18 protein-coding genes and 1 pseudogene are annotated in these 18,591 nt (G+C 69.5%); 4 read left to right on the top strand and 15 right to left on the bottom strand.

All coding sequences use genetic code 11. From position 1 onward, the window contains the following. Positions 1-213 precede the first annotated feature (213 nt). A complete protein-coding gene (locus tag BLV63_RS13100; RefSeq protein WP_066215271.1) occupies positions 214-438 on the bottom strand; it encodes a hypothetical protein in 225 nt (74 codons plus the stop codon). A 197-nt stretch (positions 439-635) separates the two neighbouring features. On the opposite strand from BLV63_RS13100, the gene BLV63_RS13105 reads away from it, so the two are divergent. The 3 genes from BLV63_RS13105 to BLV63_RS13115 are packed head-to-tail and all read left to right on the top strand — an operon-like array spanning position 636 to position 2,856. Then, the gene (locus BLV63_RS13105) at positions 636-1,418 is read left to right on the top strand and encodes an ABC transporter ATP-binding protein (protein WP_066215269.1); all 783 of its coding nucleotides are present in this window, start codon (positions 636-638) and stop codon (positions 1,416-1,418) included. Further along, positions 1,415-2,170, top strand: a complete 756-nt coding sequence (locus BLV63_RS13110; RefSeq protein WP_066215267.1) for an ABC transporter permease — start codon at positions 1,415-1,417, stop codon at positions 2,168-2,170. Before BLV63_RS13105 ends, BLV63_RS13110 begins: the two co-directional genes overlap by 4 nt. After that, positions 2,167-2,856: a TetR/AcrR family transcriptional regulator gene (locus BLV63_RS13115; protein ID WP_082724215.1), complete on the top strand. Its 690-nt coding sequence runs from the start codon at positions 2,167-2,169 to the stop codon at positions 2,854-2,856. The genes BLV63_RS13110 and BLV63_RS13115 overlap by 4 nt, the downstream gene beginning before the upstream one ends. A 120-nt stretch (positions 2,857-2,976) precedes the next feature. On the opposite strand, the gene BLV63_RS13120 is transcribed toward BLV63_RS13115, so the two are convergent. The 14 genes and pseudogenes from BLV63_RS13120 to BLV63_RS13180 form a co-directional block, all read right to left on the bottom strand. Continuing rightward, positions 2,977-3,708 carry a hypothetical protein gene (locus BLV63_RS13120; protein ID WP_066215265.1) on the bottom strand — a complete coding sequence of 244 codons (732 nt, stop codon included), beginning with the start codon at positions 3,706-3,708 and terminating at the stop codon, positions 2,977-2,979. Positions 3,709-3,832: 124 nt separating this feature from the next. Continuing rightward, complete coding sequence (locus tag BLV63_RS13125) at positions 3,833-4,501, bottom strand: hypothetical protein (RefSeq protein ID WP_139244693.1); 669 nt, start codon at positions 4,499-4,501, stop codon at positions 3,833-3,835. Positions 4,502-4,632: 131 nt separating this feature from the next. After that, positions 4,633-5,448, bottom strand: coding sequence for a GNAT family N-acetyltransferase (locus BLV63_RS13130; protein ID WP_066215259.1), 816 nt, complete (start codon positions 5,446-5,448; stop codon positions 4,633-4,635). Positions 5,449-5,467: 19 nt separating this feature from the next. Further along, on the bottom strand, positions 5,468-6,631 hold the full coding sequence (ispG, locus tag BLV63_RS13135; protein ID WP_066215257.1) for a flavodoxin-dependent (E)-4-hydroxy-3-methylbut-2-enyl-diphosphate synthase: 1,164 nt from the start codon (positions 6,629-6,631) through the stop codon (positions 5,468-5,470). A gap of 52 nt (positions 6,632-6,683) precedes the next feature. Further along, positions 6,684-6,977, bottom strand: a complete 294-nt coding sequence (locus tag BLV63_RS13140) for a YciI family protein (protein ID WP_066215256.1) — start codon at positions 6,975-6,977, stop codon at positions 6,684-6,686. 215 nt (positions 6,978-7,192) lie between these two features. Then, positions 7,193-8,524 carry a M50 family metallopeptidase gene (locus tag BLV63_RS13145; protein ID WP_066215395.1) on the bottom strand — a complete coding sequence of 444 codons (1,332 nt, stop codon included), beginning with the start codon at positions 8,522-8,524 and terminating at the stop codon, positions 7,193-7,195. Positions 8,525-8,570: 46 nt separating this feature from the next. Next, a complete protein-coding gene (dxr, locus tag BLV63_RS13150) occupies positions 8,571-9,740 on the bottom strand; it encodes a 1-deoxy-D-xylulose-5-phosphate reductoisomerase (protein ID WP_066215254.1) in 1,170 nt (389 codons plus the stop codon). 157 nt (positions 9,741-9,897) lie between these two features. Next, positions 9,898-10,719, bottom strand: coding sequence for an HpcH/HpaI aldolase/citrate lyase family protein (locus BLV63_RS13155; RefSeq protein ID WP_066215252.1), 822 nt, complete (start codon positions 10,717-10,719; stop codon positions 9,898-9,900). Next, positions 10,716-11,258 (bottom strand): MaoC family dehydratase, encoded by a 543-nt coding sequence (locus BLV63_RS13160; RefSeq protein ID WP_066215394.1) that lies wholly within the window; start codon positions 11,256-11,258, stop codon positions 10,716-10,718. The genes BLV63_RS13155 and BLV63_RS13160 overlap by 4 nt, the downstream gene beginning before the upstream one ends. 17 nt (positions 11,259-11,275) lie before the next feature. Further along, positions 11,276-11,908 (bottom strand): CoA transferase subunit B, encoded by a 633-nt coding sequence (locus BLV63_RS18805; RefSeq protein WP_219906416.1) that lies wholly within the window; start codon positions 11,906-11,908, stop codon positions 11,276-11,278. A gap of 75 nt (positions 11,909-11,983) precedes the next feature. Next, positions 11,984-12,766 (bottom strand): annotated as a pseudogene (locus BLV63_RS18810) (CoA transferase subunit A); the annotation flags it as partial. Between the two features lie 44 nt (positions 12,767-12,810). Beyond that, positions 12,811-13,974: an acyl-CoA dehydrogenase family protein gene (locus tag BLV63_RS13170; RefSeq protein ID WP_066215247.1), complete on the bottom strand. Its 1,164-nt coding sequence runs from the start codon at positions 13,972-13,974 to the stop codon at positions 12,811-12,813. Between the two features lie 8 nt (positions 13,975-13,982). Then, complete coding sequence (locus BLV63_RS13175; protein ID WP_066215246.1) at positions 13,983-16,232, bottom strand: ATP-binding protein; 2,250 nt, start codon at positions 16,230-16,232, stop codon at positions 13,983-13,985. 2 nt (positions 16,233-16,234) lie between these two features. Then, positions 16,235-17,842: a carboxyl transferase domain-containing protein gene (locus tag BLV63_RS13180; RefSeq protein WP_066215244.1), complete on the bottom strand. Its 1,608-nt coding sequence runs from the start codon at positions 17,840-17,842 to the stop codon at positions 16,235-16,237. An 83-nt stretch (positions 17,843-17,925) separates the two neighbouring features. Here BLV63_RS13180 and BLV63_RS13185 point away from each other — a divergent pair, with 83 nt between their 5' ends. Next, on the top strand, positions 17,926-18,573 hold the full coding sequence (locus BLV63_RS13185; RefSeq protein WP_066215242.1) for a TetR/AcrR family transcriptional regulator: 648 nt from the start codon (positions 17,926-17,928) through the stop codon (positions 18,571-18,573). The last annotated feature ends 18 nt before the right edge of the window (positions 18,574-18,591 follow it).

Below are 18,591 nucleotides of genomic sequence, written 5' to 3' on the forward strand. Positions count from 1 at the left end.
ATCGGGGCTGAAGCCCGTCCGGGCAGGCCGGGGACAGGGCTGCGGTCCGGGATGACCGGACCGTACCCCGAGTTTATCCGCTGCGGGGCGTCACCCCGGCACGGGACTCCCGGCCCGCGCCCCGGACGCGCCGGAGACCGGGGACGGCGAAGGGCCCGGAGCGACCGCGCTCCGGGCCCTCACGGCGGATTCCCGAGGGTGTCCGCGGAAGGCTCAGCCTTCCTTGCCCTCCAGGGCCACCAGGACACCGGCCAGGGCGAAGTACTTGTTGGAGCCGAGATCACGGACGGTCTTGATCCCGAGTTCCTTGGCCAGGAATTCACCCTTGGCGTCCGTGATGCCCGCCAGCGCGGACACGGGGGCGTCCAGGATCTCCTTCAGGCTCTTGTCCTCGAAGTCCTTGTCCAGGCCCTTGCCGAGGTTGACGCTAACTGCCATGTTCCAGCTCCCTTACGTCGGTGACATGCCCTGTTGGCCGCTGCGAACAGCGACGACACATCTGAGCTGAACTTAATTCACGCCGGTTCCCCGATCAAGGATCTTGACGGACCTTTTCGGTGAACTTACTTTTAATTCATCAGTCGATGAATTATCCCAGGAAGCGTCAGACGGGTCCCCGGAAGGCGGGAGCGGTCATGGACAGGTCGCAGCGAGCCGGCTCACAGCCGGCACCAGGACAGGCCGCGGTCACCGTCCGAGGGCTGCACGTGCGACGCGGCCGTCTGCACGTGCTGAGGAATGTGGATTTCGCGGTCGCCTCCGGCAGCATCACGGGTCTGCTGGGGCCCTCCGGCAGCGGCAAGACGACCCTGATGCGGGTGATCATGGGCCTCCAGCGCTTCGGTTCCGGCAGCGTGACCGTGCTCGGCTCGCCGGCCGGCGCCGCTGCGCTCCGGCGGAAGCTCGGCTACATGACCCAGTCCCCCAGCGTCTACCGCGACCTGACGGTCCTGGACAACGTCCGCTACTTCGCCACCGTGCACGGCAGATCGGCCGCCGAGGCCCGCGACGCCGTCGACGCGGTGGGGCTGACCGGCGAGTCCCGGCGGCTCACCGCGGACCTGTCCGGCGGGCAGTTCAACCGCGTCTCCCTGGCCTGCGCCCTGGTCGGCGACCCGGAGCTGCTCATCATGGACGAACCCACCGTCGGCCTGGACCCGGTGCTGCGGGCGGAGCTCTGGGCCCACTTCCGCCGACTCGCCGACGCCGGCGCCACACTGCTGGTGTCCAGCCATGTCATGGAGGAGGCACGTCACTGCCAGGACCTCCTGCTGCTGCGGGACGGCCGGCTCCTGGCGCAGCTGACGCCCGACGAGCTGGCGGAGCGCGGTCACACCACGGACCTGGAACAGGCGTTCCTGGCCATGATCCAGGCGTCCGGCGCTTCCGGACCGGGACAGGAAGAGGCGGCGTCATGAACCCCCGGCTCCTCGCCGCCACCACCGCGCGCGTGCTCACGCAGATCCGCCACGACCACCGCAGCGTGGCCATGATCCTCGTGGTGCCTTCGTTCCTCCTGGCGGCGGTCTACTTCCTCTTCGAGAACGAGACGCTGCCCCCGGAGATGCCCCGCACCTTCGATCGGGTGGGCCTGGTCATGCTGGCCATCTTCCCGTTCCTCATCATGTTCCTCATCACCTCGGTCACGATGCTGCGCGAGCGGACCAGCGGCACGCTCGAACGGCTCCTCACCACTCCCCTGGGCAAGGCCGATCTCCTGTTCGGCTATGCGCTGGCGTTCTCGGTGCTGGCAGCGGTCCAGGCGCTCGTCACCCTGGCCGTCGCCTACTGGGTGTTCCAGCTCGACGTGCAAGGGAGCCCTTTGCTGGTGGGGCTGGTGTGCATCCTGAACTCGGTGCTGGGCGTGGCCCTGGGACTCCTCTGCTCGGCATTCGCCCGGACCGAGTTCCAGGCGGTGCAGTTCATGCCTGTCGTGGTGGTCCCCCAGATCCTCCTCTGCGGCCTGTTCGTCGCACGGGACTCGATGAACTCCGTGCTGGAGGCCGTCTCGAACGTGCTCCCCCTGAGCTACTCCGTGGAGGCCCTCCAGGAGATCGGCCGCAACAGCGACCCCACGGACACCCTCCGGAACGACCTCGTCGCCCTGGCCGTGATCGCCTTCGGGCTCCTCGTGCTCGCGGCCGCCACCCTGCGCCGGCGGACGGCGTGAGCGGGTTCTCGCCGGGAGAGCCCGACGACGGCGCCCCGGGCCGGCCCGCCGCGGACCCGGCGGCGGCTCCCGGCCGCCGTCGTGGTCGCCGGGGCGGACAGGCGGACAGCCGCGAGAGGATCCTGGCGACGGCCCGCCGGCTGTTCGCCGAGCACGGATTCGAGGGCACGAGCCTGCGCCAGGTGGGGCGGGAGGCGGGAGTCGATCCGGCCATGGTCCACCACTTCTTCCAGGGCAAGGACGAGCTGTTCGCCCTGAGTGTCGAACTGCCCGCCGACCCTGCGGACGTGCTGGCCGGGGTCACGTCGCTCGATCCCCGGCAGCGCTCCGAGGAGATCGTGCGCGCGGTTCTGCGCCTCTGGGAGAGCCCGGCCCAGCACAGCCTGGTCGCCTTCATCCGCGGAACCATCGGGTCCCGCACCAAGACCGCGATGCTCCGGGAGATGGTCAGCCGGACGATCCTCTCCCGGATCACGGCCGGGCTGCCGGGCAGCCCGCAGCAACTCGCACTGCGTGGCGACCTGGTGGCGTCGCAGATGGTCGGGCTCATGCTGACCCGGTATGTGGTGCGACTGGAACCCCTGGCGTCTGCGACGCCCGAGGAGGTGGTCCGGCAGGTGGCGCCCACCATCGAGCGGTACCTCCGCGGCGAGAGCGGCCACACCGTGGAGCCCGCCACGGAGTGACCCCCGCCCGGCGGTGCTGTTGCGGACGGTTCAGGAGGAATGGTGCGCACGACACACGAAACGGGCCGCGTCCAGAGTGGACGCGGCCCCTTCGGGTGCTGCTGAGGAACGCTCGCGCTCCTACTTGATCTGGTCCGCGACAGCGTCCAGGGTGGCGACGGCCTTCTCGACATCGGCCGTGCCCGCGCCGCCCGCCAGGGAGACACTGGTGATCGCGACGCCGTTCTTCACGGCCATGACGCTCACCTGCTTCATCTTCGAGGCGCCGCCCGGCAGCCCGGTCGTGGTCTCGAACGCGGTCGCGCCCGGGGTCTTCGCCGAGATCTGGAGCGTCTCGGTGGTCGCCTCGGCCTTCTGGCCCGCGATCTCGACCGTCATGGTCTTGCACTTCTCCAGGCGGTCCTTGGACTTCGAGAGGGCGCCCTCCAGCGCCGAAGCGTCGACGCCGGAGATCAGGCTGACGGCCTGGCTGGGGATGCCGTCGGCGCCGGTGGACGTGCCCACCGCGGTGGTGGCGCCGTCGAGCATCTGAAGACCGGCGGTGACGTCAGCCCCGCCGCACTCGGCCGGGGTGATCTTCGTCTTCGCAAGCAGTTCCTTCGACGCTTCGAGGGACTTCTTCAGGTCTGCGGAGGGGAGCACCTTGAGCTCCTTGCCGTCGGCGCCCTTGGAAGCTTTGAGCACGGCCTCCAGCTCGGCCTCGCTGTACTTCTTCGCGGCCACCGGCGCGGCGGACTGCCCGCCACCTCCGGACGTCCCGCCGGGCTGCTGCTGTGCCGGGCCGGAACAGGCCGTGACGGCCAGCAGCGAGGCCGCGGAGAGAGCCAGGAGGGCCCGACGTGCGTTCTTCATGATGTTTTCCCCGATCAGAAAGCGGTTCGATTGGTGAGACTGAACTCGTCTGTGATTATTCCATTCGATGCGGAAATGTGCGATGGGCAGCCCTCCCCATGACGCGAGTGCGACAGACGAGGGCTCACTCCAGGAGCGCGGCGGCCTGCTCGACCACGGCGTTCGCCACCGTCGTCGTGTCCGCCCCGCCTTTCCGCCCGGCCACGCTGACGAAGACGTTCACCCGGCCCACCGTCACCGTCGACAGCGCGATCTCCATGGTCCCGTCGGGGCCGGTGATCGTCATGGTCCACGCGAGACCGCCCTCCGCTTTCGGCGGCGACGCTGCGGCCATGGCCACCGCGGCCGTCTGAACCCCACGGATCAGTTTGAGGGTGGAACAGCGCCTTAAGGTCTCCCGGTCGACGCCGGGACGAAGCAGCTCCGGCGGGCCGCTGCTGAGGACGACGGCGACCGTCGCGTCGCGGCCCGTGTCGTTGAGGCCCAGGGCCACACGGGCGCGGTCCAGGAGTTTCGTGGAGACGCGGTTGTTGGAAAAAGCAACGTCCTGACACGCCACCGGCGCCACCTCGGTCCTGGCCTCGGTCCGCTCGTTCGCCTCGACGGTCTTGCGGACCTTCTCCACTGCGACCTGCGTGAACGAGCCGTCGTTGGGCCCCTTGAGCCGGGTCACGACGTCTTCCAGTTCCGCCGCGCTCCACGCTTTGCCCGGACTCGGTATCGTGACCGCACATCCGCCCACCACCAGGGCGGACAGCAGCACGGACAGCATGGCGAGCAGTGGTCTTCTCATGACGGCTTCCCCCTGGAGACGGTGAGGCCAACGCTATGCCGCCGCGGACCCCGCGACAAGCAGGCGGGCACAGAACGGGCGGGGGTGCCGGACCAGCAGGGCCGGGTCAGTACGGCCCGGGTCAGTGGAGATCAGTACAGCACCGTGGCGAACTCGCCGTGCTCGCGGAAGCCGACCTTCTCGTAGACCTTCCGCGCCGCGGTGTTGTAGTCGTTCACGTACAGGGACGCGACACCCGCCACGCGTCGTGAATACTCGACGACGGCGGCGACCCGGGCGGCCGCCATCCCCCGGCCGCGCTGGGCCGGGTCCATCCAGACCCCCTGGATCTGGCACACCCCGCGGGTGACCACCCCCAGATCCGCCTTGAAAAGCACCTGACCCGCGGGACTGAAACGGGCGAGCGTGTGACCCTGCCGGAGCAGGTTGAGCACCCGGCGGCGGTAGTTCTCCTGCCCGCCCAGGAACGGCGAATAGCCCACCTCCTCCTCGAACATCGCCACGGAGGCCGGGAGGATCCGGTCGAAGTCGTCCATCGAGGCGGCGCGGACGGACGGGTCCGCTTCGACCTCCACCTCGCCGTCGTGCAGGAGGAACGGCTGGGAACGGCGGACTTCCAGGGGGACATGCCCGAAGGCCTCCAGGGCCGGGAGCAGGGCGAGCACCGCGTCGCTCGGGCCGAAGATCGAGGCGTAGCGGTGCGAACGGGCGTGCAGCGCATAGGCGAAGAGCGGCGCGAGGGACGGGTCGAGGGCGATGGGCACCACGTTGGCGCCCGCCCAGCAGGCGGCGATCAGCCCGCCGTCGTCGAACACGCCGAAGACCGTGGCGCCCAGAGAGCGCCACGGCCTCACGGTCTGGGCCAGGACGAAGGCGTTGACGGCTTCGTCCCGCAGGGCCAGATCGCGGAGCGCGGGAAGGTCCTCATCCACGAGTTCACGGATCATGGGCCCTCCCGCGACCTTGCTAGGAGACGGTGACCACTGGACTGCCGGAGGGAGCACTCGGATCATCGGACTCCATTTCATCGGCAATGCGCATGGCTTCTTCGATCAGTGTCTCAACGATCTCGTGTTCCGGCACGGTCTTGATGACCTGGCCCTTCACAAAGATCTGGCCCTTGCCGTTGCCCGAGGCGACGCCGAGGTCGGCTTCGCGGGCCTCGCCGGGGCCGTTCACCACGCAGCCCATGACGGCCACGCGCAGCGGGATCTCCATGCCTTCCAGTCCCGCGGTCACCTGCTCGGCGAGGGTGTAGACGTCCACCTGGGCGCGGCCACAGGAGGGGCAGGAGACGATCTCGAGCTTACGGGGGCGCAGGTTCAGGGACTGCAGGATCTGGTTGCCCACCTTGACCTCCTCGACGGGAGGGGCCGAGAGGGAGACGCGGATGGTGTCGCCGATGCCGCGGGACAGCAGGGCGCCGAACGCGGTGGCGGACTTGATGGTGCCCTGGAACGCCGGTCCGGCCTCGGTCACGCCGAGGTGCAGAGGCCAGTCGCCCTTCTCGGCGAGCATCTCGTAGGCGGCCACCATGACGACGGGGTCGTTGTGCTTCACCGAGATCTTGAAGTCGTGGAAACCGTGCTCCTCGAAGAGGCTCGCCTCCCAGACGGCCGACTCCACGAGGGCCTCCGGGGTGGCCTTGCCGTACTTCTTCAGCAGGCTGGGCTCCAGGGAGCCGGCGTTGACGCCGATGCGGATGCTCGTGCCGTGGTCCTTGGCCGCCTGGGCGATCTCCTTGACCTGGTCGTCGAACTTCCGGATGTTGCCCGGGTTCACGCGCACCGCGGCACACCCGGCCTCGATCGCCGCGAAGACGTACTTCGGCTGGAAGTGGATGTCCGCGATCACCGGGATCTGCGACTTCTTGGCGATGATGGGCAGAGCCGCGGCGTCGTCCGCCGACGGGCACGCCACGCGCACGATGTCGCAGCCGGAGGCGGTCAGCTCCGCGATCTGCTGCAGGGTCGCGTTGATGTCCGTGGTGGGGGTGGTGGTCATGGACTGCACGCTGATGGGCGAGTCGGATCCGACGCCCACCGACCCCACCTTGATCTGGCGGGTCTTGCGCCGCGGTGCGAGCACGGGCGGCGGGGCGGACGGCATTCCAAGGCTGACCGATGTCACTTCTGATTCCTCAGTTCTGTAGCTCTTGTGGTTCTGGTGAGTCCGGCCCCGGTCAGGAGACGAATTCGCTGAAGCGGCCGATCACGGGGCTCCACTCGCGGGCGCTCGTCTGGGCGACGGCGCCGTTGATCTGGAACGGGTCCTCCCGGAGGAGCCCGTCCAGCGCGGGCTGGTCCTCGGCCACCATGATCAGCAGGGCTCCCGCCCCGGAATCGACGGGTCCGGAGGCCAGCACGGTGCCCTCCTCGGCGAGCGCTCCGAGCCAGGCGCGGTGGGCGGGGCGGAACTCGTCGCGCACGGCGGCCGTTGCGGCGTCGTACACGTACTCCACGGCGAAAACAGTCATGGGTTCACTCTATCCCTCAGGCCCGGAACCGCGGGGCGTCCGTAGTGTGACACTGAGCGCTCGACGCCGGCGCGAAGCTCTCTGCGCCGTCGTCATCCTGGTGGCCGGCCGGGGATGTTCCGAGAGCGCCGTTGTCGCGCGAGGAACGAGCGCAGGCGCCGAGGGACCTCGGCCGGCCGCCAGGCCGGCGGGCTCAGTGGATGCGACCGCCGTCGTCATCCGAACAGCTTCACGGGTTTGACGATGTCCGCGTAGATCAGCACCACACCCATCGCGAGCAGCAGCCCCGCCACCGTGTACGTGACGGGCAGCAGCTTCGCCAGGTCGAAGGGGCCCGGGTCGGGACGGCGGAAGATCCGGGCGATGCCGCGGCGGATTCCCTCGTACAGCGCCCCGGCCACGTGCCCGCCGTCCAGGGGCGGCAGCGGGATCAGGTTGAAGATGGCCAGCGCGAAGTTCAGCCCGGCCAGGATCCCGATCAGGCTCGCGATACGGGCGTCCAGCGGGATCTCCTCCATGGCGGAGACCTCACCGGCGACGCGTCCGACGCCCACCACGCTGATGGGGCCGTTCGGATCACGGGGCTCTGAGCTGAACGCCGCCTTGGCCACACCGATCACGCGGGCGGGCAGGTCGAGGACGACGTGGCTGACCTGGGTCATCTGCGTCCCCACGGCCGGCAGCACCGTCTCGGGCCCTTGCGGCACCAGGGCCTGACGCGGCCCGACGCCGATGAACCCGACGTCCTGTGTGAGGACCTTGCCGGCAGAGTCCTTCGCCGGCTGGCCGTCCGCGCCGTAGACCGGGCGCGCGGTCAGGACCGGGGTGACGGTCGTGTCGATCGTCTGGTCGCCGCGCTGGACGACGACGGGGACCTTGCGCCCGGCCGACTGCCGGATCTGCTCCGTCAGGGTGTTCCAGTCCGTGGCGGGCTTGCCGTCGAAACTGACGATCCGGTCGCCCGGTTTGAGACCGGCGGCCGCCGCCGGAGCAGGGGTGCACTTCTCCCCTGGTCCCGGCTCCTTGTCACCCTGGGCCACCTGGCAGGCGGACACGGTGGACAGCGTGGTCGTGGGCTGCGCACTGCCGAAGCCCATCAGCAGGATCGCCGTGAAGAGGATGCCCAGCACGATGTTCATCGCCGGGCCGCCCAGCATGATCACGATCTTCTTCCACACCGGCAGCTTGTAGAAGACGCGGTTCCCGTCGTCGGGCCCCACCTCCTCGCTCGCTTGCTGGCGGGCCTCACGGGCGAGGTTCTGGAACATGCCCGTGCTGGAGGCGCGCAGGGTGCCGTCCTCGGGATTCGGCGGGTACATCCCGATCATCTGGACGTAGCCGCCCAGGGGCAGCGCCTTGACGCCGTACTCGGTCTCCCCCTTCTTCCGGGAGAAGATCGTGGGGCCGAACCCGATCATGTACCGCGTGACGCGGACCTTGAACAGCTTGGCAGGCAGCAGATGGCCGACTTCGTGCAGCGCGATGGACACGGCGATGCCGATCGCCACGAACAGCACCCCACCCAGGAACAGCAGCGGCCCGCTCATGCCCACAGCCTCGTCATCTCAGTGCTCTTTCTCGTCGAAGCATTCATCACGAGGACAAACGTTCGTGGGTGCGCTTTCGTGCCCACTCCTCGGCGGCGAGCACCGAGTCCAGGCTGAGCGCGGCGTGGTCGGAGTGCTCGGCGAGCACCGCCTCCACGGTGTCCACGATGTCCGTGAAGCTGATCTCCCCGCGGTGGAAGGCCAGCACGGCCTCCTCGTTGGCGGCGTTGAAGACGGCCGGATGGGTGCCGCCCTGCTTGGCCGCGTCCTTGGCGAGGTCGACGGCGGGGAACGCCACGGCGTCGAGCGGCTCGAACGTCCACTGGGTCGCCTGCGTCCAGTCACAGGGGGTTGCGGCGTGAGCGACCCGTTCGGGCCAGGCCATGCCGAGCGCGATGGGCAGCCGCATGTCGGGCGGGGACGCCTGCGCGATCGAGGAGCCGTCCACGAACTGCACCATCGAGTGCACCACCGACTGCGGATGGACGACGACGTCGATCCGGTCCAGCGGCACGTCGAAGAGCAGGTGCGCCTCGATGACCTCCAGACCCTTGTTCACCAGGCTGGCGGAGTTGGTCGTGACCATGAGGCCCATGTCCCAGGTCGGATGGGCGAGGGCCTCGGCGGGGGTGACGTGCTGGAGCTCCGCGCGGGTCTTGCCGCGGAACGGTCCCCCTGAGGCGGTCAGGACCAGGCGGTCGACCTCGGCCTCGGTGCCGGAGCGGAGGCACTGGGCGATGGCCGAATGCTCGGAGTCGACCGGCACGATCTGCCCCGGCCGGGCGAGGTCCTTGACCAGGGCGCCGCCCACGATCAGGGATTCCTTGTTGGCCAGCGCCAGGGTCGCCCCGGACTCGAGAGCCGCCAGGGTGGGTGCGAGGCCGATCGAACCCGTGATGCCGTTCAGGACCACATCGACCGGGATCGAAGCGATGCGGGTGGAGGCGTCGGGGCCGAAGTACAGCTCCGGGGCGTAGTCCCGCAGCCCGGCCCGTGCCGCTTCATCGGCCAGCAGCTCCCGGAACTCGCTCTCGCTCCCCGAGGCGACACCCACGGCCTGGGCGCGGACGTGGACCGCCTGCCGCGCGAGGAGGGCGAGGTTGCCGCCGCCGGCACTCAGCGCGGTGACGCTGAAGCGGTGAGGGGCGCCGTCGACGACGTCGATCGCCTGGGTGCCGATGGAGCCGGTGGAGCCGAGCAGGGTCACTGAACGCATGGTTCCAGTATCCCGGAGAACCTGAGCGCTTGCTGCACGGAGCCCGTGCGGCGCCCCTGCGTCCGGCCTCTGCGCACCGGCGCACCACCACCCCGAGTCCGTGGGTTTCGGCTGAGTTCGTGGACCGTGTCGACGAATTCAGCCGGAAACCGCGACCTCAGCCGGCCGCGCCCGCCCGGCGGAGCACCGACTCGGCGTGCCGGAGGATCGGACCGTCGATCATGCGGCCCTCGTGACTGAACACCCCGTTGCCCGCGGAGGCAGCGGCGGCGAGGAGGTCCCGCGCGGCCTGGACCGCGGCGTCGTCGGGCAGATACGCCTCCCGCACCACGGCCACCTGGTTCGGGTGGATGCAGGCCTTCGCCGCGAAACCGGACGCCACCGCGTCGGCGGATTCCGCGGCGAGCCCGTCCAGGTCCGGGATGTTGACGTAGACCGCGTCGATCGCCGCCTTGCCGAACGCCCCGGCGGCGAGCAGCACCTGGGAGCGGGCGTGCAGCGCGACCGCACGGTAGGCGCCGTCGGCATCCCGGCTGGAAGTCCCGCCGAGCGACGCCAGCAGGTCCTCGGCGCCCCACATGAGTCCCACGACGTTCGGCCGTGCGGCGATCTCGGCGGCGTTCAGCACACCTCGCGCGGTCTCGCACAGAGCGAGGATCTCGTAGTCCCCCAGGGCGTCGAGCTGCTGGCCGCTCTCGGCCTTGGCCAGCATGAGCGTCCGGTAGGGCGTCTTCGCCACCGCTTCCAGGTCCAGGCGGATCTCGGGGGTCCCGACCGGGTTGACCCGGACGATGGTCCGCTCCGGGTCGAGGGCGTTCGCGGGATCCGCGAGCGCCAGCCGGGCGGCGGCCTTGGCGTCGGCGGACACGGCGTCCTCCAGATCCAGGATGACGGCGTCGGCGCGGTCGGCCGCCTTGGCGTAGCGTTCGGGCCGGTCGGCCGGGCAGAACAGGAGACTGGGTCCCATCGAGAAGCTCATGCCTCCAGTGTCCCCCGTCCGGCGGCTTCGTGGGCCTCGCGGGTCCACATCAACGTGGTCCGCCGGGCCAGGGCCACGACCTCGCCCCGTTGGTTGTAGCCGGTGTGCTGGAAGGTCACCACGCCCTGGCCCGGACGCGACGCCGACGGCCTGCGTTCCAGCACGGTGGTCTCCGTGTAGAGGGTGTCGCCGTGGAACATCGGTTTCGGGAAGCTGATCCCGTCGAGACCGAGCTGGGCGATGATGGTCCCCGCCGTCAGCTGCGGCACCGACTGCCCCACCAGCGTGGCCAGGGTCAGCATCGAGTTCACGAGGCGCTGCCCGAAGGGCTGGGACTCACTCCACGCGGCGTCCAGGTGCAGAGCCTGCGTGTTCATCGTCAGGGTCGTGAACAGGACGTTGTCCGCTTCGGTCAGGGTTCTGCCGGGACGGTGAACGTAGACGGCGCCGTCCTCCAGTTCGTCGAAGTACAGTCCGCGCTGCACGATCCTGCGGGGTTCGTCCTGCTGGGTCACGGGTTTGTCCCCGGGCTCGCTCATGCGGTTCTCCTGCGTGCTCATACGGTGTCCGGGTCGTGCATCTCGACGCGCAGTTCAGCGCCCGTCGCGGCGAGGACTTCCTCCACCGAGACGCCCGGAGCGGTCTCCCGGAGGACAAGACCGTCGTCGGTCACGTCGATGACCGCGAGGTCCGTGATGATCCGGTCCACACAGCCCTTGCCGGTGACCGGAAGGGAGCAGCTCTGGACGATCTTGGGCCGGCCATTGCGGTCCACGTGCTCCATCATCACGATCAGGCGCTTCGCCCCGAACACGAGGTCCATGGCACCGCCCATCCCCTTGACCATCTTGCCGGGGATCATCCAGTTGGCGAGATCGCCGTTCTCCGCGACCTCCATCGCGCCGAGGACCGCCACGTCGACGTGCCCGCCCCGGACCATGCCGAAGGACAGCGCCGAGTCGAAGAAGGCCGCGCCGGGGTTCACCGTCACCGTCTCCTTGCCCGCGTTGATGAGATCCGGATCCACCGCGTCCTCGGTGGGGTACGGTCCGGTGCCCAGGATGCCGTTCTCGGAATGCAGGACCACCTCGACGCCGTCCGGGATGTGATTCGGGATGAGGGTCGGCATGCCGATCCCGAGGTTGACGTACTGGCCGTTCCGCAGCTCGCGGGCCACCCGCGCCGCCAGCTGGTTGCGGTCGAGCCCTCGCGCCGCGTTCTCCGCGGCGGTCTCCGCAGCGCCCGACGCCTGAGCACCGGCGACGCCCGCGGGCTCCGGAGCCTGCTCCTTCCGCACCGTCCGCTTCTCGATCCGCTTCTCCGCCAGAGGGCTTCCCGCCGGCACGTGGACGACGCGCTGCACGAAGATGCCCGGCACGTGGATGTGCTCCGGATCCAGCTCGCCCGGTTCCACGAGCTCCTCGACCTCGGCGATGGTGATCCGTCCCGCCATGGCGCACAGGGAATTGAAGTTGAGCGCCGTGGCGTGGAAGACGAGGTTCCCGTGGCGGTCACCCTTCGCGGCGTGCACCAGAGCGAAGTCCGGCGTGAGGGACTCCTCCAGCACGTAGTCGGCGCCCCCGAAGCTGCGCACCTCCTTCGGCGCCGAGCCGAGCGCGATCCCGCCGGCGTCGTCGTACTTCTGAGGCAATCCGCCCTCGGCCACCTGCGTGCCGACACCGGCCGCCGTGTAGAAGGCGGGGATGCCCGCGCCGCCGGCACGGAGCTTCTCCGCCAGCGTGCCCTGCGGAGTCAGGACGACTTCGAGCTCACCGGCCAGGTACTGGCGGGCGAACTCCTTGTTCTCCCCCACATAGGAGCTGACCGTGCGGCGGATCCGGCCGTCGGACAGCAGGATGCCGAGACCCCAGTCGTCCACGCCGCAGTTGTTGCTGATGGTCTCCAGACCGCCCGTTCCCTGGCGGTGCAGGGCGTCGATCAGGCCGACGGGGATCCCGCACAGTCCGAATCCGCCCACCGCGAGGGAGGCGCCCTCATGAATGTCAGCCACGGCACGCTCCACGCTGCCGACCACTTTGTCGATCATGCTCCGATCCTCTCCTGTGGCGTCGTCGATTTCCAGAGGCGCGGCTACAGACCGAGCTCGCGCGCGATCAGCATGAGCTGCACCTCGGTGGTGCCCTCGCCGATCTCCAGAATCTTGGAGTCGCGGTAGTGCCGGGCCACCGGGAATTCGTTGATGAACCCGTAGCCGCCGAACACCTGGGTGGCGTCCCGGGCGTTGTCCATGGCGGCCTCGCCCGCGACCATCTTGGCGATCGCGGCCTGCGACTTGAACGGCTTGCCGGCCAGCATCCGGGCCGCGGCATCGTAGTAGGCGAGGCGGGCGGTGTGGGCACGGGCCTGCATCCGGGCGATCTTGAACTGGATCGCCTGGTACTTGCCGATCATGTTCCCGAAGGCGCTCCGCTCCCGGGCGTAGCGGACGGACGCGTCCACGCAGCCCTGTGCGGCGCCGGTGGCGAGCGCCGCGATGGCGATACGGCCCTCGTCGAGGATGGAGAGGAAGTTCGCATAGCCGCGGCCCTCGACGCCCAGGAGGTTCTCCTCGGGGACGCGCACGTCCTTCAGGGTGAGGGGGTGGGTGTCGGAGGCGTTCCAGCCGACCTTGTTGTACGCCTTCTCCGCGATGAATCCGGGGGTGTCGGTCGGCACGAGGATCGTGGAGATCTCCTTCTTCACGGTGCCGTCGGGGCGTTCCGTGCTGCCCGTGACGGCCGTGACGGTGACCAGACGAGTGATGTCCGTCCCGGAGTTCGTGATGAACTCCTTGCTCCCGTTGATGACCCACTGGCCGTCCTCGCGGCGCGCCTTCGTCTGGGTGCCGCCGGCGTCGGAACCGGCCTCCCGCTCCGTCAGACCGAAGCCGGCGAGCGCCTGACCGGAGGCCAGGGACGGCAGCCATTCCTCCTTCTGGGCGTCGGTCCCGAAGCGGTACACCGGCATCGCGCCGAGCGAGACGCCTGCCTCCAGGGTGATCGCCACGGACTGGTCCACGCGGCCGAGCTGCTCGAGCGCCAGGGCGAGGGCGAAGTAGTCGCCGCCCATGCCGCCGTACTCCTCGGGGAACGGCAGGCCGAAGAGGCCCAGCTCGGCCATGCCGGCCACGATCTCATAGGGGAAGCTGTGCTCCTCGTCGTGCTTCTGCGCGACCGGGGCCACGACCTCGTCCGCGAACTCGCGGACGGTGTCACTAAGGTCCTGGTACTCGTCGCTGAGTTCAAAATCAGGCATGTGGTGTCCTAGTTCTCGTGTCCCGGATCTTCGGGATGGATGGTGGCCACTGCGGCCTTGGCTTTGACCTGATCGCCGGGTGCGACGTTCAGGTGCACGATGCCCCCGAGGGGTGCGGTGAGCTGGTGCTCCATCTTCATGGCTTCGACGCTGAGCAGGTGACGGCCGGCCTCCACCCGCTCGCCGTCCTGCACCATGACGGCGACGACGGTGCCCGGCATGGGCGTCACGACGCGCGGATCGGCCTCGCCCTCCACCCGGTCGATCCGAGCCAGACGGCGGGTCAGGGCTTCTTCGCGGCCCAGGAGCTCGACCTCGGCGGACCAGCCGTCACGGCCGATCCAGACGGTGAACTCGCGGGGCACCTGACCGTCGGGGCTAAGGAAACGCGGCTGGCCGAGGACGTACTCACGCCGTTCGCCCGCCGCGGTCGCCTCCACCTGACCGTGGAAGATCTGCGATGTCTCGACCCGCACCGTCCGGCCTCCCGCGAGGGTGACCACGTGGTGACCGCGTTCGGTGCGATGGAAGGTGGTCTGGTCCTCCCGATCGCCCGTGACGAATGCCTCCAGCTCCGCGCCGTCGACGGTCGCGTGGACCCGGCGGGGCCGGTGGACGCCGAGACGCCAGCCATCAGTCGCGCCCCACTCCGGTCCCAGCCCACGGCCGTTTCCGTCGGACTGTGCGCGTCGGGCCGCCGTGCCCACGTGGTCGGCGAGCACGGCCACGAAGGCCAGATCGGCGTCGTCCATTTCGTGGAAGGGGAAGCCGTCGAGCTTCCGTTCGATCAGACCCGTGTCCAGGCGCCCGGCCTGGACGTCCTCGTCCGCCAGGAGGAGCCGCAGGTACTCGACATTCGTGGACAGCCCGAGCAGCCGGTAGTTCCCCAGGGCCAGATCGAGCTGCCGGAGGGCGTCCGCACGATCCTCGCCGTGCACGATGACCTTCGCCAGCATGGGGTCGTAGTCCGAGCCGATGGTCTGGCCTTCATACAGCGAGGAGTCGATCCTCAGGCGTCGGGGCCATTCGGGCATCGAGTGGTGCACGCCGGCGAAACGCGGGGCCGGACCCCGCCGGTGATACTCGTCCAGCAGCAGCACCGTGCCCGTGGCCGGGAGGAAGCCGTTGCGCGGATCCTCCGCGTACACCCGGGCCTCGATCGCATGCCCGTTCAGCCGGATGTCGTCCTGTGTCAGCGACAGGGTCTCCCCCGCCGCCACCCGCAGCTGCTGCTCCACCAGGTCGATGCCGGTCACCTCCTCGGTGACGGGGTGCTCGACCTGCAGCCGGGTGTTCATCTCCATGAAGAAGAACTCATCGGGACGGTCGTCCGAGACCAGGAACTCCACGGTCCCCGCGCCCACGTAGTCGACGCTCCGGGCGGCGTCGCAGGCCGCCTGCCCCATCCGCTCCCGGATCCCGGCGCCGTTCGGCAGGCTTTCGAGCAGTGCCGACGGGGCCTCCTCGATGACCTTCTGATGGCGGCGCTGCAAGGAGCACTCGCGCTCCCCGAGGTGGATGACGTTCCCATGGGTGTCGGCCAGCACCTGGACCTCGATGTGACGGGGGTTCCGCACGAGCCGTTCGATGAACAGCGTGTCGTCGCCGAAGGCGCTCGCGGCTACGCGGCGTGCGGTGGCCAGGCCGGCGTCGAGGTCGTCGGGCGCCTCCACCACGACCATGCCCTTGCCGCCACCGCCCGCGGAGGGCTTGATGAGCAAGGGGTAGCCGACGTCGGCGGCGTGCTCCCGCAGCTCGTCGTCGGTGGGCGGCCGGCCCGGCGAGCCGGCATAGCCGGGAACGGTGGGGACGCCGGAACGGGACACGTGGTTCTTGGCGGTGATCTTGTCGCCCATCACGGCGAGCGCGTCCACGCCGGGGCCGATGAAGGTGACGCCCGCGGCGGCGAGCGCTTCGGCGAAGCGCGCGTTCTCGCTGAGGAAGCCGTAGCCCGGGTGCACGGCGTCGGCGCCGCTCTCCACGGCGGCGCGGACGACGGCGTCGATGTTCAGGTAGCTCTCGGCGGCTGCCGCCGGACCGATCCGGACCGCTTCATCCGCCAGCTGGACGTGCAGGGCGTCCGCGTCGGCGTCGCTGTAGACGGCGATGGACCGGACACCCAGCCGCTGGAGTGTGCGGATGATCCGCACGGCGATCTCGCCGCGGTTGGCGATGAGCACCGAACCGAAGGGGGGCGGGGCTGATTCGGGGGCGACCGGAGGGCCGGGATGGCCACCGAGGCTGAAAGCGAAATCCATGATCACATCCTGAAAAGGCCGAAGGAGGTCTCGGGCAGAGGAACCCGTGACGCGGCGTCGAGGGCGAGACCGAGCACCCGGCGGGTGTCCATCGGGTCGATGATGCCGTCGTCCCAGAGCCGCGCCGTGGAATAGTACGGGCTGCCCTGTGTTTCGTACTGTTCACGGATGGGGGCCTTGAAGGCCTCCTCGTCCTCGGCGCTCCACTCCTGGCCGGCCGCCTCGAGCTGGTCACGCTTGACGGTCGCGAGCACGCTGGACGCCTGGGCGCCGCCCATGACGGAGATGCGCGCCGCGGGCCACATCCAGAGGAAGCGCGGGCTGTAGGCGCGGCCGCACATCGAGTAGTTCCCGGCGCCGAACGAGCCGCCGATCACGATGGTGAACTTCGGCACCCGGGCCGTGGCGACGGCCGTGACCATCTTGGCGCCGTCGCGGGCGATGCCCCCGTGCTCGGCGTCCTTGCCGACCATGAAGCCGGTGATGTTCTGCAGGAACAGGAGCGGCACGCCGCGCTGGTCGCAGAGTTCGATGAAGTGGGCGCCCTTGCGGGCCGATTCGGAGAACAGCACGCCGTTGTTGGCGACGATGCCCACCGGGTGCCCCATCACGTGCGCGAAGCCGGTGACCAGCGTGTCCCCGTACTCGCGTTTGAATTCGTGGAACTCGCTGCCGTCCACGAGCCGCGCGATGACCTCGCGCACGTCGTAGGAGGCGTTCACGTCCACGGGAACGGCGCCGTACAACTCTGCGGGATCCACCACGGGTTCCCGGACCGGGAGCACGTCCCACGCGCGGGCCGGGGTCTCCGGCAGCGTGGCGACGATGTCCCTGACGATCTGCAGGGCGTGCTCGTCGTTCTCGGCCAGATGGTCGGCCACACCGGAGATCCTGGCGTGGACCTCTCCCCCGCCCAGCTCCTCGGCCGTGACGACCTCACCGATGGCCGCCTTCACGAGAGGCGGCCCACCCAGGAAGATCGTGCCCTGGTTCTTGACGATGACGGTCTCATCGCTCATGGCCGGGACATACGCGCCGCCGGCGGTGCAGGAACCCATGACGGCCGCGATCTGCGGGATCTTCCGCGCGGAGAGCTGAGCCTGGTTGTAGAAGATCCGTCCGAAATGGTCCTTCGACGGGAAGACCTCGTCCTGCATCGGGAGGAAGGCGCCGCCGGAATCCACGAGGTACACGCACGGCAGGCCGTTCTCCAGGGCGATCTCCTGCGCCCGCAGGTGCTTGCGCACCGTCAGGGGATAGTACGTGCCGCCCTTCACGGTGGCGTCGTTGCAGACCACCATGACCAATCGGCCCTCCACGACGCCGATGCCGGCGATCACGCCTGCCGCCGGCGACGCGCCGTCGTACAGGTCCTCGGCCGCCAGAGGTGCGACCTCCAGGAAGGGGCTGCCCTCGTCCAGGAGGAGGTCCACGCGTTCACGGGGCAGCAGTTTGCCGCGTGCGACATGCCGTTCGCGGGACTTCTCCGGACCGCCGAGCGCGGCGGTGGCCAGCTTCTGCCGGAGCTCCTCCACCAGGGCCCGTTGAGCGGCGTCGTTGGCCTCGAACTGCGGGGAGGCCGGTTCCACTGTGGTGGACAGAATCTCCATTGACCTGCTCTTTCCGAAGCGGGTAGGTCACATTTCAGTTAGTGACGTATAACTGAGTTTGAGGTTAGTCTCGAATGAGCGTGATGTCCACCACTCGGGAGGAACAAGTGAGCGAAAGCCCCGGCACGGCGCGATCCGCGGCCAAGGAGGAACGTCGGAAGGCCCTGGTCTCCCAGGCCGCCCGGCTCTTCGCCGACTCCGGATTCGCCAAGGTGTCCCTGGAGGCGCTGGGCGCCGCCGTCGGGATGAGCGGCCCTGCCGTCTACCGGCACTTCCCGTCGAAGCAGGCCGTCCTGGAGGAACTGCTCCTGGGCGTGAGCCGACGACTGCTCGACGGCGGCCGTGAGGTGATGGACGCTGCCGCCGATTCCGCGCCGGACGGCACGGCCCTGCGCGCCCTCGTGCGGTTCCACACCGACTTCGCCCTGTCCCAGCCGGAGGTGATCCGGATCCAGGACCGCGATTTCCAGTCGCTCCCCGAAGCGAGCCGGAAGCAGGTGCGCGAGCTGCAGCGCGCCTACGTCGAACTGTGGGTGCAGGCCCTCGGGACGGAGCTGCCCGGAGCCGGACCCAGCGAACGTCGGCTCCGCGTCCACGCCTGTTTCGGCCTCATCAACTCCACCCCGCACTCGCTCCGTGAACGAGGACGCACCGTGCCTGCGAGGACGGCGCGGCCCGTGCTGGAAGCCATGGCTTACGCCGCGCTCACGGCGCCCGGCGGCTCGGACTGAGGCACGCCCCGTCCGCTC

The organism is Arthrobacter woluwensis, assembly GCF_900105345.1.
Lineage (GTDB): Bacteria > Actinomycetota > Actinomycetes > Actinomycetales > Micrococcaceae > Arthrobacter_E > Arthrobacter_E woluwensis.